At 68.6% G+C, this 16,649-nt stretch carries 12 protein-coding genes; 4 read left to right on the top strand and 8 right to left on the bottom strand.

Annotation, left to right across the window (positions count from 1 at the left end; genetic code table 11):
• Nucleotides 1–3: 3 nt before the first annotated feature.
• Nucleotides 4–1,188, bottom strand: coding sequence for a DUF7373 family lipoprotein (locus ACWF9G_RS00890; protein ID WP_452512666.1), 1,185 nt, complete (start codon nt 1,186–1,188; stop codon nt 4–6).
• Nucleotides 1,189–1,335: 147 nt separating this feature from the next.
• Nucleotides 1,336–1,728: a DUF4254 domain-containing protein gene (locus ACWF9G_RS00885; RefSeq protein ID WP_452512664.1), complete on the bottom strand. Its 393-nt coding sequence runs from the start codon at nt 1,726–1,728 to the stop codon at nt 1,336–1,338.
• 281 nt (nt 1,729–2,009) lie between these two features.
• Between ACWF9G_RS00885 and ACWF9G_RS00880 the strand changes: the two genes are divergently transcribed.
• Together ACWF9G_RS00880 and ACWF9G_RS00875 are read left to right on the top strand one after the other, a co-directional pair.
• Complete coding sequence (locus ACWF9G_RS00880) at nt 2,010–2,819, top strand: GntR family transcriptional regulator (RefSeq protein WP_379307982.1); 810 nt, start codon at nt 2,010–2,012, stop codon at nt 2,817–2,819.
• Nucleotides 2,816–3,409, top strand: a complete 594-nt coding sequence (locus tag ACWF9G_RS00875; protein ID WP_452512661.1) for a GNAT family N-acetyltransferase — start codon at nt 2,816–2,818, stop codon at nt 3,407–3,409. The genes ACWF9G_RS00880 and ACWF9G_RS00875 overlap by 4 nt, the downstream gene beginning before the upstream one ends.
• A gap of 4 nt (nt 3,410–3,413) precedes the next feature.
• On the opposite strand, the gene eccCa is transcribed toward ACWF9G_RS00875, so the two are convergent.
• The 3 genes from eccCa to eccD are packed head-to-tail and all read right to left on the bottom strand — an operon-like array spanning nt 3,414 to nt 10,373.
• On the bottom strand, nt 3,414–7,478 hold the full coding sequence (gene eccCa / locus ACWF9G_RS00870) for a type VII secretion protein EccCa (protein ID WP_452512659.1): 4,065 nt from the start codon (nt 7,476–7,478) through the stop codon (nt 3,414–3,416).
• Nucleotides 7,479–7,485: 7 nt separating this feature from the next.
• Nucleotides 7,486–8,901, bottom strand: coding sequence for a type VII secretion-associated serine protease mycosin (gene mycP, locus ACWF9G_RS00865; RefSeq protein WP_452512657.1), 1,416 nt, complete (start codon nt 8,899–8,901; stop codon nt 7,486–7,488).
• A 2-nt stretch (nt 8,902–8,903) separates the two neighbouring features.
• Nucleotides 8,904–10,373 carry a type VII secretion integral membrane protein EccD gene (gene eccD / locus ACWF9G_RS00860; protein WP_452512655.1) on the bottom strand — a complete coding sequence of 490 codons (1,470 nt, stop codon included), beginning with the start codon at nt 10,371–10,373 and terminating at the stop codon, nt 8,904–8,906.
• A gap of 262 nt (nt 10,374–10,635) precedes the next feature.
• Here eccD and eccA point away from each other — a divergent pair, with 262 nt between their 5' ends.
• Entirely contained in the window at nt 10,636–12,459 is a 1,824-nt protein-coding gene (eccA, locus tag ACWF9G_RS00855; protein ID WP_452512653.1) for a type VII secretion AAA-ATPase EccA, read from the top strand.
• Here the strand turns inward: eccA and eccB are convergent.
• Entirely contained in the window at nt 12,456–13,955 is a 1,500-nt protein-coding gene (gene eccB / locus ACWF9G_RS00850; protein ID WP_452512651.1) for a type VII secretion protein EccB, read from the bottom strand. The genes eccA and eccB overlap by 4 nt on opposite strands.
• 208 nt (nt 13,956–14,163) lie before the next feature.
• On the opposite strand from eccB, the gene eccE reads away from it, so the two are divergent.
• Entirely contained in the window at nt 14,164–15,870 is a 1,707-nt protein-coding gene (gene eccE / locus ACWF9G_RS00845) for a type VII secretion protein EccE (protein ID WP_452512650.1), read from the top strand.
• A gap of 58 nt (nt 15,871–15,928) precedes the next feature.
• Here eccE and ACWF9G_RS00840 read toward each other — a convergent pair whose 3' ends face one another.
• Nucleotides 15,929–16,231: a WXG100 family type VII secretion target gene (locus tag ACWF9G_RS00840; protein WP_452512648.1), complete on the bottom strand. Its 303-nt coding sequence runs from the start codon at nt 16,229–16,231 to the stop codon at nt 15,929–15,931.
• 34 nt (nt 16,232–16,265) lie between these two features.
• Nucleotides 16,266–16,559, bottom strand: a complete 294-nt coding sequence (locus tag ACWF9G_RS00835) for a WXG100 family type VII secretion target (RefSeq protein WP_452512647.1) — start codon at nt 16,557–16,559, stop codon at nt 16,266–16,268.
• Nucleotides 16,560–16,649: the final 90 nt, after the last annotated feature.

The raw sequence follows: 16,649 nt of genomic DNA, 5'->3' as shown, positions 1-16,649 counted from the left end.
ACCTCACCTGCTGTTGACCAGGATTGCGTACTGTGCGCTGATGCGCTGCTGCGCGTCACGCAACCACGCGGAATACACCGTCGCCGTGTAGCGGCCGAAAGCGACCGAGCAGGTGTACTTTTCGGTCCCATCGCCTTGAAGCAGACTTCGGTTGCGCGCGCATCGCGCCTGCGGCAAAGCGGCGGGCGGTTCCTCCTGCGCCAAATACTTACCGACCGCGATATCGGCCAGGTATCGGCGCGCGCTGTCCGCGTCGCGTGCACGCACCAGATTGGCTCCGCGATAGGCGACCCGGTCGACTCCGTTCTCCTCGTAGAGACCGGCGTAGCGCTCCGGGTAGCGGCGCAGGTGGAGGTCTGCGCGCGCGTCGTAGATACCCCGTTGGTTCGCGTCCTTGTCGCCGGTGGCTTCCGGCACTGTCCGTCGCAGCAGCCCGTCGGTATCGAGCGGCATTGCGGCCAGCTGATCGAACGGGGTCGGCCGAAACGCCGCCAGCCGCTCGGACAGCACTCGCAGCGATCCCTCGACGAGGGAAGTCAGCGGAGCCAGTTCCGTGATGCCGAGGGCCCGATTCTCGGGGTTTTCCGCGACCACGATCACGACGACCGAACCGATCACGTGCCATGCCGCCTGGACCTGTTTCTTCGGTTGCCATGCGGACCGCGACGCCGGAAACCGCACCAACTGCACGGGCTCAGCCTCACCGGTATTGAAGCCCGCGTCGGCGAGTGCCGCGGCGCCGATCGCTGCCGCGGCGGCGTCACGGTATACGAGTCCGGCGTAGGACAGCGTCTGGCCGAGCCAGACGCTGTCCTCCGATGATGCTCCTGAGGTGGCGAATCCCGCGACAAACCCGGCCGAGGTGAACGCGTCGCCCGTGATCGGTTTCAGGCTCACGTCGCTGTGGATCCGCGGTGAGCCGTTCGTCTTCTCGTCCAGGAAGATATTGTCGGATAAGTCGTCCAGTACCGTCAGCGACGGATCCACTTCGGCTGGAAGCGGAAAGAATTCCGCCAGTCGTTGCGCCTCACCCACCCGGTGCAGCACCGTCCGGTCCGCGCTCTGCGTCCCGTAGTCGACCGGCTGCGTGGGGTAGGCACCCACATCGAGTAGCCCGAGGTCGACCGGCGGTTCGTCAGCCGCTGTGCCGGTGGTGCTCGAACAAGCTGCGATCGACAGTGCCATCATCGAACAGACGGCCAGAATCCAACGCCGTCGAACCCCCATCGACCATCCCCCATAGAGCTACCGGCCTCAATGGCCTCGCTGAGGCTAACACGGAGGCGAGTTCCCCCGCCCCTCGAAGTCCCTACAAGTCAAGGGCTTTCGTGTTTGCTACCACTCCGGCAATCGCCTACGACCGGCGATCACATCGCGGACCAGGTCGTCGTAGGCGTCGGCCAGCTCGGCGAGGTGGTGCCATGCGCAGTGCAGCATCTCGTCCTGGGCGGCCAGGGTCATCAGGGCGTGGTGCGCGCGCACCGAGGACTCGGCCAGCCGGTCGATGACCGCGCCGATCGTCTCGGTGTGCAGGGTGGCGCCGAGGCGATGCTGCGGAACGCCGCGGTGTACCCAGTCGTCGATGGCGAGCACCAGTTCGGCTCGGCGGCAATCGATCTCACGCATCACCACCGGATCGGTGTCGACGAATCCGCCGCGCCCGACGATCCGCTTCTCGTGCAGCACCGCCAGATCGCGCGCGAACCACAGCAGCGGTCCACCCACCACCCGATGTCCGCGACACGCCCGGACGAGAATGTCGGAGAGGGGAAGCAGACCGGTAGTCGCCGGCGGCCCGGCGGTATCGACACACCGCAATGTGTCGGGGAAAGCCATTACAACCGTAGAACTCTCCGAACCAGCCACGTTGCCTCGCCGTCGTCGCCGCACAGCACCGGATCAGGACGTTCATTACAATAAACCTCGCAAGCTTCCTGTCAAGCATTACTCGGCCGTAGGTAACCCTGACGAGTACACTTCGTTACCTGCACGACCTACCGAGGAGCATGATGGCGGACGGTCCGACCTACCTCCGGATCGCAGACCTCCTCCGCGAGGAGATCCGCGCGGGCACGTGGAAACCGGGCGACCGGCTGCCCAGCCATTCCGAACTGGCCGAGCAGATGCAGGTCTCGATCACTACCTCGCGCAACGCGATCCAGGTGCTCGTCGCCGAAAACCTTGTCTACACAGCTACTTCCCGCGGCACCATCGTGCGAAACCAGGAAGTGCTGGAATCCGTGGTCACCGACCATATTCGCCCAGATCGGCCGCGATCGGCGCACGACATCTTCGAGGAGATCGCGCGCGCGGCCAGCCGCGAACCGGCCAAGGAGTTCAGCACCAGGATGGAGCCCGCCGACGATCAGGTCGCACAGTGGCTCGGCGTCCCCACCGACTCCTGGGTGCTGGCCCGCACCGTGGTGCAGTACCTGGACAACGAACCGTGGTCGTGGGAGGTGAGTTTCTACCCACGCGATCTCGCCGAAGCGGCGAGTATCGACTCACCCCATGACATTCCCGAAGGCACGACCCGTCGCCTGGCCGATCACGGCTACGGCGAGACCGCCCATCGAGACACCTTGACAGCACGACCGGCCAGCGCCGAAGAGGCGGCGGTGCTCGGCGTCGCCACCGGCACCGTCCTGCTCGACCACCTGCGCATCGGCGCCAACCACGAACGGGTCACCCGGGCGACCCGGCATCGTTGTCTGGCGGGCCGCAACCGGCTGGCCTACCAACTCGGCGACACGGCGGGCACCGCCGTCATCGACCGCACCCTCGGCATCGCACCCGGACCTGCCGTCGCATTGCCATGACCGTGCGGATGCGCCAAGCCGCCCTGGGCGACCTACCGCTGATCTGCCGCCTGCGGGTGCAACGCACCGCCTGGCTGACCGCGCGCGGCTCCGACCAGTGGACGGTCGCGGGCCGGGGTCGCCCGATCGAGATCTTCGCCGGTGCGGTCGGCCGGGCATTGGACGCTGGTGAAACATGGATCGCCGAGATCGACGGTGAACCGGCGGGGACGATCACCGTCAACCACCGTGCCGATCCCGGCCTGTGGTCGCCGTGGGAGCTGGCAGAGGCCGTGGTCGTGCACTTCATGATCGTCGACCTGCGCTTCGCGGGCAGACAGGTCGGCCACCACATGCTCACCCACGCCGCCCACCTGGCCGAATACGAGCAGCGCCCCTGGGTCCGGCTCGATGCCTGGACCACCAACACCGAACTGCACGACTACTACCGCCGGGCCGGCTTCACCATGACCCGCATCGCGGGCCCGGCGGCCACCGGACCTTCCCGGGCCCTGTTCGAACGCCGGACGAGCCGGTGCCCGTCGCATCCCAGCCGGGTCATCGGCACGCAGCGTCCGTTCTCTGCGGCCGCGGCTCCTCGGCTGTTGTAGCGGCCTACAGTTCCGGTAGCTCGGCGATGTGGACCATCTCCTGTCCCCGGGTCCGCGAGACCAGGATGCCGCGCCCCGGGGGGAGCTTCATCGGGCGGACATCGCCGATGAGCTTGCCCTCGTCGCGCGGGCCGCTCATCACCAGCGCGTCCACCGACATGTTCTTCATGCCACCGACGACGGGATCGTAGAGGGCGCGCGAGGCGCCGCCGACGCGACGGGTGACGATCAGGTGCATGCCGATGTCACGGGCCTGTGGCAGGAATTCGACCAGCGGCAGCAGCGGGTTGGCGGTCGAGGCGACCATGTCGTAGTCGTCGACAACGACGTAGATCTCGGGGCCGCTCCACCAGCTGCGATCGCGCAGCTGCTGCGGGGTGATGTCGGAGCCGGGAATTCGTTTCGCGAGGAACCCCGCGACCTCCTTGATCATTCCGCCACAGGTCTGCGACGAGGTGGAATAGCCGGCCAGCTGCGGGCCTTCCACGACACCGAGCATGGTGCGCCGGTAGTCGATGAGGATGATCTTGGCCTCGTCGGCCGTGGAGTTCTCGGTGATCCCCATGACGATGTTGCGCAGCAGCGTGGTTTTGCCGCACTCCACGTCGGCGAAGGCCATGAAGTGTGGCTCGACCCCGAAATCGATCGTCCACGGGTCCAATTCGCTCTCGGTGAGACCGACGACGACCTTGGTCGGCCCCTGGACGACACCGTGCGCCGCCGCGGCGGCGAGCACCTCGTCGCGGCTGATCTGCAACGGCAGCATCCGCACGTCGGGCGCCTTGCGCGCGCCCCACAGTTGCGCGAGCTGCGTGCGAGCGGTGAGTGCGCCGTCGGAGATGGTCGCCGGATCGGACTCGGAGTCCAGACGCGGCAGGGCGACCAGCATGTGCAGCTCGTCCGGGGTCAGTCCGCGGCCCGGTCTGCCCATCGGCACCAGAGCCGCTGTCCGCCTACCCATTTCCGAGTCGCTCGGGTCACCGAGGCGCAGTTCCAGGCGGGTGCCGATCTGGTCCTTGATCACCGGACGGATCTCGGCCCAGCGCGAAGCGGCCATGATCAGGTGGATGCCGTAGGAAAGACCCTGTTGGGCAATGGCATTGACCTGGCCCTCGAGCGTGTCGAATTCCTCGCGCATGGCGGCCCAGCCATCGATGACGAGGAAGACGTCGCCGAACTGGTCGGCGGCGAGCGGGTCGGTGCTGTCCGCCGGGCTGGTGCCGTTGATCAGCCTGGCCTCGAGCTGGGCAAACTTGCGCCTGCGGAACTCCACCATGGATTCGATGCCGAGCTCGCTGAATCGCTCCTCGCGTTGCCGCATCAGCGAGGTGAGCTCGGCGACGGTGCGGCGCACCCGATCGCTGTCGAGACGGCCGGCGACGGAACCGACGTGTGGGATACCGGACAGACCGGTCAGACTGCCGCCACCGAAGTCGAGACAGTAGAACTGCGCCTGCTCCGGCGTGTGGGTGGCGGCCGCGGCCAGCACGATGGTGCGCAGGGTCGTCGACTTGCCCGACTGCGGACCGCCGACGACCGCGACATTGCCCGCCGCGCCGGCCAGATTCACCGTGAGCACGTCGCGGCGCTGCTCGTAGGGCTTGTCGATGACGCCGATCGGCATCCAGAGCTGACCGTGCCGGTTGATCGGGGAACGCCAGTCCGGGTCGGGCAGCAGCATGTCGACGGTCGGGGATTCGTCGAGCGGGGGCAACCACACCTCGTGCGCGGGGCGGCCGTGCCCGGTCAGGCGCTTGACCACCACCTCGAGCAGGGTGTCGGGGATGCCTTCCTCGGCGGCCGGTGCGCCGAGGCCGGGCGGCGGTGGCGGCAGGTCCGGCAGGCCGGGGGCCGCCGGCATCGCGGGTTCGGACTGCTCCGGCACGGCGACGGGGGCCGCGGTGAACACCATCGGCGAGGCGCCCCCGACCACGTCCTCCCCCGCCCGCTGCCTGCTACCGGTCGGCGCGACGTACGGACCGGAGACATAGGAAGCGTTGAAGCGCAGCGGATCATCGGCATCACTCTTGAGATAGCCGGAGCCGGGCACACCGGGCAGGTGGTAGGCGTCGGTGATCCCGAGCACCGCCCGGGACTCGTTGGCCGAGAAGGTACGCAGACCGATCCGGTAGGACAGGTGGGAGTCGAGTCCGCGCAGTTTGTTCTCTTCCAAGCGCTGCGAGGCGAGCAGCAGGTGCACATGCAGCGAGCGGCCGAGGCGGCCGATCATCACGAACAGGTCGGCGAAATCCGGTTTCTGCGAGAGCAACTCGGAGAACTCGTCGACCACGACGAACAACGCGGGTAGCGGATCGAGCGGCACGCCCGCGGCACGCGCCTTCTCGTAGTCGGTGACGTTGGCGTAGTTGCCCGACGACCGAAGCAGCTCCTGGCGGCGATTCATCTCACCGGCCAGTGCGTCCTTCATGCGGTCGACCATCGAGAGTTCTTCTTCGAGGTTGGTGATCACCGCGGCGACGTGCGGCAGCGACTCCAGGCCGAGAAAGGTTGCGCCACCCTTGAAGTCGACCAGCACCAGGTTCAGCGCGTCGGGTGAATGCGTCACCACCAGCGATAGCACCAGTGTGCGCAGGAACTCCGACTTGCCCGAACCCGTCGCACCGATACACAACCCGTGCGGGCCCATGCCGTTCTCGGCCGACTCCTTGATGTCGATCTCGACCAGGGTGCCGTCGGGCGTTGTGCCGATCGGCACTCGCAGCCGTTCCCGCGCCGAACGAGGACGCCACACCCGCGACGGTTCGATCTGGGCCGCGTCGGGGATCTTCAGCAGCGACATCAGGCCGGGGTCGGCCCTGGTCTCGTCGCCGAGACTCACGATTTGGGCGGCGGTGGCGATGCGGTACCTGGACAGGTTGCGCGCGATCGCGTCGGCCTCGGGGATACTGATCGCGTCGGCGGTGGCGAACTTCTCGTTGCCGCTCGCACTGCGCGCGCTGACCTCACCGTCGGCGACGACGAGCTGCAGGCCGCGCCGGGCGGCCAGCCCGCCCTCGGGCGCGGTCAGGTCGAGCACCGTCACCGAGTCGAGACCGGACTCGCTGACCAGTCGTTCGGAGCCGTTGACGTAACCGTCATCGATGACGACGACCAGATGCAGCCTGCCCTGGGTCGGTTGCGGGTTGCGCATGAACCGGCCGCGCTCGAGCAGCTCGTCGGCGAGCGCGGTCTCCAGTTCGCCGAGCGACCCGTACATCATCCTGGCGCTGCCGACCCCGTCGCGCTGCGTCGGGTGTTGCAGTTGCGGTAGCCATTTCGCCCAGGCCCACGCGGGTGCGTCGGGGTCGGCGCAGACGATAGCGACCGCGACATGATCGGGTCCGTGGAAGGCGGCCAGTTCGAGCAGCATCGCCCGCACCAGCGTGCGCGCCTGCTCCGGGTCGCCGCCGATATTGATCGCGGGGAACGAACGCAGCGAGACCGCGGTCGGCAGCCTGTGCACCACCGAGTGCGTACGCACGAACCGGCGCAGCGCCACTGTCGAGACCGGTTCCAGGTCCTCCAGCGGACCGGTTTCCGGCCTGGCCAGTTTGGTGGCGAGGCGATGACTGCCGATCCCCACCCGCACATGCCCGAAGTCGGGGTCGGCGGGGCGCCGCTCCCACATCCGGCGGGTGCCGACGATCGAATCGAGATCGATGGGGTCGGGGTGACTCCACCGCAGGCTCTCCAGCTGCTTGCCGCCGGTGCGGCGGACGTCCTTGCGCAGCTGGTCGAGATAGCGGAAGTAGTCTTTCCGTTCCTCGTTGAGTTCGGCGGCGCTCTTGGGGCCCTGCCCACGGAACCCGACCATCATGCCGACCATCGACATCAGCATCATCATCGGAAACATCATCATCATCGGATTGCTGAGCAGGCTGCGACCCATCATCGCCATCATGGCGATCATGCCGATCACCGCGACGACCATGACCAGCGGCATCAGCTTCATCAGCAGCGGCGCTGGCATCGGCCGCTGGATCTCCGGCGGTGCGCTGAGCGCCACCTCACCGCCGGGCGCGCGCGGCGGGGCGATGCGGGGACGTCGCACGAAACCTTCGGTGACCATGTGTCCTCTACAGCTCGGAATCCGAATCGAAATCGGGTAGCTCGTCGTGGCGGCGCTTGTGGAACGGGATCGCCACGGCCGCACCGATACCGAGCAGGGTCAGGCAGGTGATCGAACCGATCACCGCGATCCGGCGCGGCAGCGGGTCCGGCCCCGGCGGATGCACCGAGGCCGCGATGGCCCTGGTGGCGGAGTCACCGTCCGGTGTCGGGGCGGGTAGTTCCGCGGTGAGCGCGGCGACCGGGCTGACCAGGCCTGCCCCGACCTGGTCGTCGCGGCCCGCACCCGGATGGTGCGCGGTCCGCACGATCCGATCGATCACCTGTCCGGCGTCGAGCTCCGGAAAACGCGCGCGCACCAGTGCGGCGAGCCCGGCGACATAGGGCGCGGCGAAACTCGTGCCTTCGATGGCCGCCGGGCCCTCGGAGGTCTGCACCCGGTCGACCAGGCCGGTGCCGCCCGGCTTGCTGTCCAGCGACACGATCGACCGGCCGATCGCCGCCGCGCCCACCCACGGCCCGCGCAGCGACAGCGCCGACGGAGTGCCGTCGGGATCGACCGAGGCGACCGAGAGCACATAGGGCTGGAACCAGGCCGGGCTGGCGACGGTCGAGACCGACTTCCAGCCGGGACGTTCGTTCTGCTGCTGGCAGGCACCCTGACTCGACAGGTTTCCCGCCGCGGCGACGACCACCACATTGCGCTCGTAGGCGTAGCGCACCGCGGCGCCGAGCGCGGCGTCGGCGGTGTCCGAACCCGCTGCGGCACAGGCCACCTCGGAAATGTTGATGACCGTGGCGCCCAAGTCGACGGCCCGGATCACCGACGCGGCCAGCGTCAGCACGTTGCCGTAGCCGGACTCGGTGAGCGCACCGGTCGCGCTGTCCTTGGCGCCGCGGTCCTTCGGCGAATAGGCCAGGCTGAGCTGCCGGATCGACAAGATCTCGGCGTCGGGCGCGACACCGGCGAAACCGTCGTCCGGACTTGGCTGGGCGGCGATGATGCCCGCGACGAAGGTGCCGTGACCGTCGCAGTCGGCGGTGCCGTCGGAATCCGAGACGTAGTCGCCACCGGGTTGCAGCGCGGGAAGCCGGGGATGCCGGTTGACGCCGGTATCGATCACCGCCACTTTCTGCCCGGCACCCCGGCTGAACTGCCACGCGGTCGGCAGATCCAGGACGCGCTGCGCGATCGGCGCCTCGGCGGGCGGCGACCCACTGAGCGTCGGCTCCGAACACAGCACCCGATGCTCGGTGGGCTCCAGCGGAGCCGGGCGGGTACTGAGTCCCTGCGCGGCGTCGAGCGCGCCCATGTCGATCACCGGGGGCGCCAGCGCCGTCACGGGCGGTGCGTACACGAGCATGGCGCCACTGAGCACGCCTGCCGCACTCAGCACGGCGGCCCCGCGGCGCAAGCCGGGCAAGATCATAGGTTGCGGGCCATCGAGTACACGTCCATCACCCACAGCACCAACGGAATCACCGCGCAGATGAGCAGGTACTCGAAGATCTCGCTCATCCGCCTTGTCACCGGAGTGATCTCCAGATGCGGGCCGATGACGCCGAAAACCACCACCAGCGCCGCGAATCCGAGCAGCAGTGCGCCGGGGACGAGGCTGCCACCACCGACGGCGAATCCGGCCAGCAGCCCGATCACGATCGTGGCGCCCGCGCCGATCAACGTGCCTGCCTGGGTCAGATCGGCGAACGAACGCCCACGCGACGCGAGGATGATCGCGGCGATGACGGCGAGCGAGCATCCTGGCCAGCCGGGGTCGCCCCACGGTTGCGCCGTCCCGAGCGCACCGACGATCGCCGCTGTCGCACAACCGAACAGCATGCCGGTCTGGTAGCTGTTCGCCGCCTTCGCCCTGGTGCCGAGACCCGCGGCCGATGGCAGTGCCGTCGCGCCGATGGCGCCGATGCCTTCGATTGTCGGCCGTGGCTCGTGGTCGGCCGGGTCGATCGCGCCACCGGCGGTGGGCACCGGCGGTACCGGCAGTCGCGCGGCCACCGCGGCGAGGCGGGGCGCTGTGGAGATCAGCGCGATGCCGGCGACCAGCAGGCCCGCGGCGATCTTGAGGGTGGCGGGGTCCCAGACCAGGGCGATCGCGGCGGCGACACCGCCGAACACGGCAATAGTGATCGCGGCGGCGCAGACGGTCGCCGCGGTGCCGAGCGCGCGGTACAGCAGTACCGCGGCGACCAGCATCACCGAGAAGCCGAGCAGCAGTTGCGGGCTCCCGAGGTCGCCGGGCACGAACAACGCCGCGCCCCCGGCGAACAGCGCGATCGACGTCGCACCGAGCCAGGTCGCGGTGGACTCGTCGCCATACTTGCGGGCCGCGATCGCCGCGGCGACGGCGGCGCCGAGCGCGGCACCGGTCGCCAGGAACGGCGCGGCGAGGTCGAAGCCGGCGCCGCGTCCCCCGGCGAAGACCAGGAGGGCCAGCACGGCGGCGACCACGGCGACCAGCAGGCCGGTACTGCGTGCGGAGCTGGGCGACCAGCCGCGGAATCCCTCGGCCGTGAGCCGCGACACCGCGTCGATCACGTCGTCGAACAGCGCGGGAGATTCCTTGGCGCCCACCGCGCGCAGTACCAGCAGTTCGCCGTCGTAGACATCGGCCTCGGCGAGGGTGCGGCTCGGCGCGATCGCCTCGCGCCCGAGCTTGGCCAGCGTCCAGTGCCGCGGCTCCCGCAATCCTGGACCGTCCTCGCCATCGGCCTGGACCGGGTCACGCGACTCGATGAGCGCGACCAGCTCCGGCACGAAGGTGGCGATCGGCACGTTCGCCGGAAGCGCGACGTCGAGTTGGGTATTGACGCCGATGACCGACACCCGGCACAGATCGATTTCAGCAGCGCGCGAACCACTGCTCGATGACTCGGTCAATTGCGCGCCGACCCCAGTTCTTTCCGCTCGTCGAACCGACGCTGCCGGTTCGGATTACGCTCGGCCACCACGTTGCAACCTGGCGGCGGCGAAACATAATCTATCGGACAGATCGGGAGGACGCGATTGCTGCACGACAGCCGCTCGTTCTCCCGGCCGACCCAATCGGCACGCGAACATCCCGCCCACTGAACGCATTCCAGGTTTACGACGGATGAACGCAAGCATTCGCATCGAGGAAGATTTCGGGGTTTCGCCAGCAATGACCGACAATCGCCAGGCACAGCGCGCGTTCGACGCCGGGGTTCTGTCACTCGGCTTGCCGATCGACGGCCAGGAATCGACCCGTGACCTCGATTACGCCGCGCTGGCGTTCCAGCGCGCCACCCAGTGGGATCCGGACATGGCCGATGCCTGGCTGGGCCGGGCGGCCGCGGGTGAGGTCACCAGGGAGGTGCTGCACAACCTCTACCGGACCGCGGGCGGCACACTGATGCGCGAACAGCGCAGGCTCGGGCTGGCGCCGCGGGCGCTCGCCGGCAGGTTCCTGTCCGGCCTCTACATCGACTACCCGCTGGCCGGGCATACCGAAGCCTGCCTGGCCTACGCCGCGCAGCTGATCGCCGATCGGGACTACGACGACGCCGAACGCGTCCTCGACGAGCTCGCCGCGCATCGCGCGAGCCAGCCCGCAGGCCCCGACACGGTGGCCGACGACCGGATCAGTGCTTATGTCCGTGGTGTCCTGCACTATTCGACACAGCGCTGGCCGGATGTGATGACGGTGCTGAAGGGGTCGGCCGAGTGGGACGACCCCTATCTGGCGGCGGGCGCGCACGTGATGGTCGGCTCCGCCTGTGCGCAGCTCGGCCTGTTCGGCGAGGCGATCCGGCGGATGGAGGCCGCCGAGGCGGGGCCGATTCCGGCGGCCCGCAGCACGGCGATGTTCTGCCACGGTCTGTGCCTGCGCGAGACCGGCGCCGAGGAGCAGGCGCAAAAGCTGTTCGAACAGGTCTATTCGCAATCCCCCGATTTCACCGCCAACACCGAGGCGATGCGGGATCGCACGTACCGGATCACGGTGACCTCCCGCGAGTCCATCGAGTCGCGGACCGACCGCTGGGATCCGGCATCGGCACCGTCGGTCGAGCAGTTGCAGCAGGCCGAGCACGAGGACCGCGCCAAGATCATCCTGGCCGCCGCCCGCGCCGAGCTCGATCGCCAGATCGGTCTGGCGAATGTGAAGACCCAGGTCGCCAAGCTGCAGGCCACGGCCCAGCTGGCCAAGATCCGCGCGGAGAAGGGCATGGCCTCGGTGCCGCGCGGCAACCACCTGGCCTTCACGGGCCCACCCGGCACCGGCAAGACCACCATCGCGCGGGTGGTCGCCAAAATCTATTGCGGTGTCGGCCTGCTCAAGACCGACAAGGTGGTCGAGGCCAAGCGCATGGACATGGTCGGCGAGCATCTGGGTAGCACGGCCATCAAGACCGACAAGCTGATCGACTCGGCCATGGACGGCGTGCTGTTCATCGACGAGGCCTACACCCTGATCCAGACCGGCCTGTCCGGCGGTGACGCGTTCGGCCGCGAGGCCGTCGACACCCTGCTGGCGCGGATGGAGAACGACCGGGACCGGCTTGTCGTCATCATCGCGGGGTACGACGGCGAGATCGATCGGTTGCTGGCCGCCAATGACGGCCTCGCTTCCCGTTTCGCCAAGCGCCTGCAGTTTCCGTCCTACACCGCCGAGGAGCTGGGCCGGATCGGTGAGGTGATCGCGAAGAGCCGGGACTCGGTGCTGTCGGAGGGAGCGCTCGCGCAGCTGGTACAGGCCTGCGACGGGCTCTACAACTCCGAGCGCGTCGATCAGAGCGGACAGCAGCGCCGGGGAATCGATCTGGCAGGCAACGGCCGATTCATCCGCAACGTCATCGAGTCCGCGGAGGAGGAGCGGGAGTTCCGCCTGGCCAACGACGACTCGCTGGATCTCGATGCGGTCGACGAGTCCGTGCTGATGCGGATCGAAGAAGCCGACATGGCTGCCGCGTTGACGGGCGTACTCGCCTCGCTCGGTGTGTCCTAGTTCGCGGCCACGGTCAGGACGTCCCGGCTGACCAGGGCGTCCTGCTTGGTGAGGGTCGGGCCGGCGATGAGCTGGCCGACCACGGCCCACGGCGCCAACTTGGGCTTGCCGCCGAGGCCGAGGGTCTGCGCGGTCTCCAGATCGGGGATTCCGTAGCGAATGCCGTTGTCTGCCACGTAGAACAGGCTGCCGCGCCGCTGGCTGCCCGGCTCGGTGCCGGTGACCTGGACGAATTCGCCCGAAGACGGTCGCAGATAGGCATTGTCGACCCGGTCGCCGGTGCCGTCACCGGTGGCGAGTGCCACGGGAACCGCCGCGTCGGGCAGCGGCAGCCGGGTTCCGGTCAGCATGGTCATGGCAGCGCGGCCTGCGGTCCCGTCGACGGCGTCGGCGCTGCCGCTACGCTGTTTCGTCCACGACAGGCAGGTCACCGGCACGTCCTCGGCGGCGAGGAAGGTCGGGGCGACGGCGGGAAAGTGGTCGATCGGCAGCTGGTGCAGCACCGGCAGCCCGGTCAGCGAGTCCGGTGGCACCGCCTTGATCTCGCGCATGCCCTGTGAGTTCGCCGTCCGGATCACCTCGGCCCCGAAATCACCCACCCGCTGCACACCGTCGGCGAGCACAACATAGAGCTCGGGCCGGTCGGAGCGGCCGTTGGCAGCGACCGAAATCACCCCGCCCACCGGCACATCGGACAGTTTGCCCGGACCTGCCACGCCGGCCTGCGGAATCTCGGGCACGGCCAGCGGCGGTACCGGTGTCGGGGCGTCGAGGAGGGCGGGGCCTGCCGGTCGCGGGCGCTGGCCGGATAGTTGCAGCGCCCGGGCCAGCACCGAGTTGTTCGGGTCGACCTCGGCGCGCTTGCCGTCGTAGACGAGGTAGGTCTTGCCGCCGCGGCGAGCCAGCACCGCCTCGTTCGCGCCGGCCGGGCGAATGCGCTGGCCCAGTAGCGGTTCCGTCGCCAGGACCGTGGTGTGCACACCCGACGCCGCGACCGCGCTGCCCGAACTCGACAGCTGCACCGTCTCACACACCGACCAGTCCGACCGGTCCCCCACGGCCGAACCCGGCAGCGAGGCGGGCGCTCCGGGAATGCCGAGCAGCGGCCCGCGCGGCATCGAGGACAGCTTGCCGTCCTTCACCGAGGTGGGTGATTCCGCACTGCCGCTGATCAATCGGGCCGAGGCCAGGTTCAGGACCGGGTGCAGCCGCTGGGCGCCGCTCTCCTCGGCGATCACCACGAAGAGCGCCCCGCTGTCCTTGCCCATCACGATCTGCGCGTCGCCGATCGCACCCTGTGGCTTGAGGAACGCCATGATCGCCGCACCCGCGACACCGAGCAGGCCGAGGACGGCGCCGACCATCAGCGAGCGCGCCTGCGAGCGCATGGGGTCGTGCAACATGCGCACGTCCCGGCGCACCAGGGCGTGATCGAGCCTGCGCAGCAGGAATCGATACCCGTTGACCTGGGCCCGGGTGGTCAGCTGAGCCGGCACATGATCTCCATAGAACGTTTGACGACGAAATTACCGTATCCACAGAATCTTCCGTGTCAATCGCGAGGCGGCCCGCTACGCCGCCGCCGGGTACTGTGAGCGCGGCGAACCAGGACGGAATCTCGTCCGAACCGGTCGAAGTGAATCAGGGATTGTGGTGAATCAGGCCGTAAACGAAACACGAACGGGCAGGTCGGTTAACCAGACTTTGCGCGATCCTGAATTCTGGCTTTTCCGGCACCTGCCGTTGCATCTGGTGATCCCACTCGGCCTCGGCGCCGCGCTCGCGGCCTGGATCGCGCTCGCCGCCGATCTGCGGCTGTGGGCGGTACTTGCCATCGGCGCCGCCGTATTCGCGCTCGGCGCCGTCCCGGTGCGCCGTCGCTACCCGCGCAACCTGGCGGGCATGCTGGCGCGGGTCGCGGCCTACCGGTGGCGTCGGGTCAGGCCGGGACCGGGGCATCTCGGCGCCGAGCCCTTCGACGTCCCGCTGCCGGAGGGCGGCAGCTACAGCGTGCGCGCCGATGGTGATCTGCTCGTGACGATGCTGCGCATCGATCCACCACCGGACTCGGCGACCCTGCTGCGCCGCGGGGCACTGAGCACCGAACAGGTCCTGCCGCTGGCCGAGATCGCCAAGTGCCTCGATCAATTCGATATCGCGTTGTCCTCGATCGACATCATCAGCACCGGCGCGCGGACCGCGGGCACCGGCACCTTGGCGGCGCTCTACAACCAGATCATCGGGCCGCTGCCCGCCATCGCGCATCGCACGGTCTGGCTGGTGCTGCGCATGGATCCGCTGGCCAACACCGACGCCGTCGCCAACCGCGGCGGCGGCGCGGAAGGCGCCCTGCGCACCGCCATCATCGCCACCAGGCGGGTGGCCAACCGGCTTGCCGCCCACGATATCTCGGCATCCGTGCTGACCGCCACGGAGATGAACTCCGCGGTCAGGCTGCTGACCCGCAATATCGCGCTGGACGAGTTCACCGAGACGCCGACGGGCCTTGCACACGATGGCATCCATCTGACCAGCTACGAGATCGGGCCCGAACTGGTCGGCACCCAGGGCTTCGCCGATATCTGGGCGACTCCGAGCATGAGTACGACCGTCACCGTGCGACTGCGGCCCGGCGCGCACCGCCCGGCCACCGCGGGCGTCGGCCCCGAATCGATCACGGTCGGCGCCCTGGTCCGGTTCGATACCGTGTCCGCTCCGGCCGAACCACCTGTTGCCGGGCTGCGGCCGATGCCTGGCAGGCAATTCCGGGCGCTGCTCGATACGCTGCCGGTCCCGTCGAGCAGCAGGGACACCACCTCCGACTATCGCGGTGCCCTCGGCGCACTCGACGGCATCGTGGTGCCGACCGCCGGGTGCGGTCAGCTCATCGGCGCCGACGATCACGGCCAGGGCCTGGCCGTTCCACTGATCGGCGACGGCACCCGGCATCTGGAGGTGATCGGGCGTCTCGGTTTGGCCCAGCAGGTGATTCTGCGGGCACTCGCCCTCGGCGCGCGGGCCGTCGTGCACACCACACGGCCGGATGCGTGGCAGGCGATGGTGGGCAATGTCGACGCGCCCCATCTGCTGTCGCTCGCGCCGAGGTCGGCGGGCGCCACCCAGCACCTACCGCCGACGGCACCGCCGACCGATGCCCTGTTCCCGGCCACCACCGTTGTCGTGTTCGACGGCCTGCCGCCCGCGGCACTCACCGGCGGCGCGACGGTCGTGCACGTGCGGTCACCGCACGAACCGGGCGACGCACCCACCGCGGATGTGGTGCTGATACAGGACCAGGACCGGCCGACCCTCATCACGGTCCGGACCGCGAGCGACACCTGGACCGTCAACATGGTGACCACGCCGGACGAGATGCGCTACATCGGCGAATCCCTGGCCGCCGCACGCTGATCGGCAGACAAGCGAAAGGGCCGGCGGAATTCTCCGCCGGCGCTTTCGCGGTGCTCGTTCAGCCCAGGTCGGCGAAACCGTCACCGATCTTGCCGTCGGTGCCGAGGGCGCGGTGCAGCGCGTTCTCGACCTCGGCGGCCACCCGGTCGAGGATGAGCAGGGTGTCCTCGAACTCGCCGTCCCACTTCTTGTGCAGGTCGGCGAAGGCGGAATGGGCGGAGTTGCCCTCCCATGCGACGGCCAGCTTGCCGCCCGCGTCGGTCATGTCGCCGGCGAAGTCGGTGAGCGCCTTGCGGAAGTTCACCAGGTCGCTGAAAAGCGTGACCATTGCGCCCGAGTCGTATTGGATGATGTCAGACATGATTTCCTCCGGTCAGAAGACGTGAATTGGGGGGTCAGAGGCTGGTGAAGCGGAAGGCGTCTTCTCCCTCGCCGTCCATCCGGGTGTATTCCTTGGTGCCCTCACCCACGTGCGTGGCCATCGCGTCGAGCAGCGCGTTGAGCTTCACCGCCTCGGTGTTCCAGGCGTCGGCGGCATCGTTGAAGGCCACTCGGGCCGCACCCTGCCAGCCCTTGGCCGCGGTGACCTCGTCGGTGATGGCCTTCAGCGTGAACTTCATGCCTTCGACCGCATTGGCCATGTCGCCCTGCGCCGCGCTTGCCGCTGCGCCGTCATTGAAAACGCTCATCTTCCAACCCTTCTCATGTGTTGCGAATGTTCGTGGACGGCACCTGATATGCCGTCTCCGAGTCCGGCGGGGTCACCGCCCTTGCGGAGA

The sequence above is a fragment of the Nocardia sp. NPDC055029 genome (assembly GCF_053608525.1).
The sequence above is the reverse complement of the archived record's forward strand: the minus strand, read 5'-3'. Positions and strand labels throughout refer to the sequence as shown.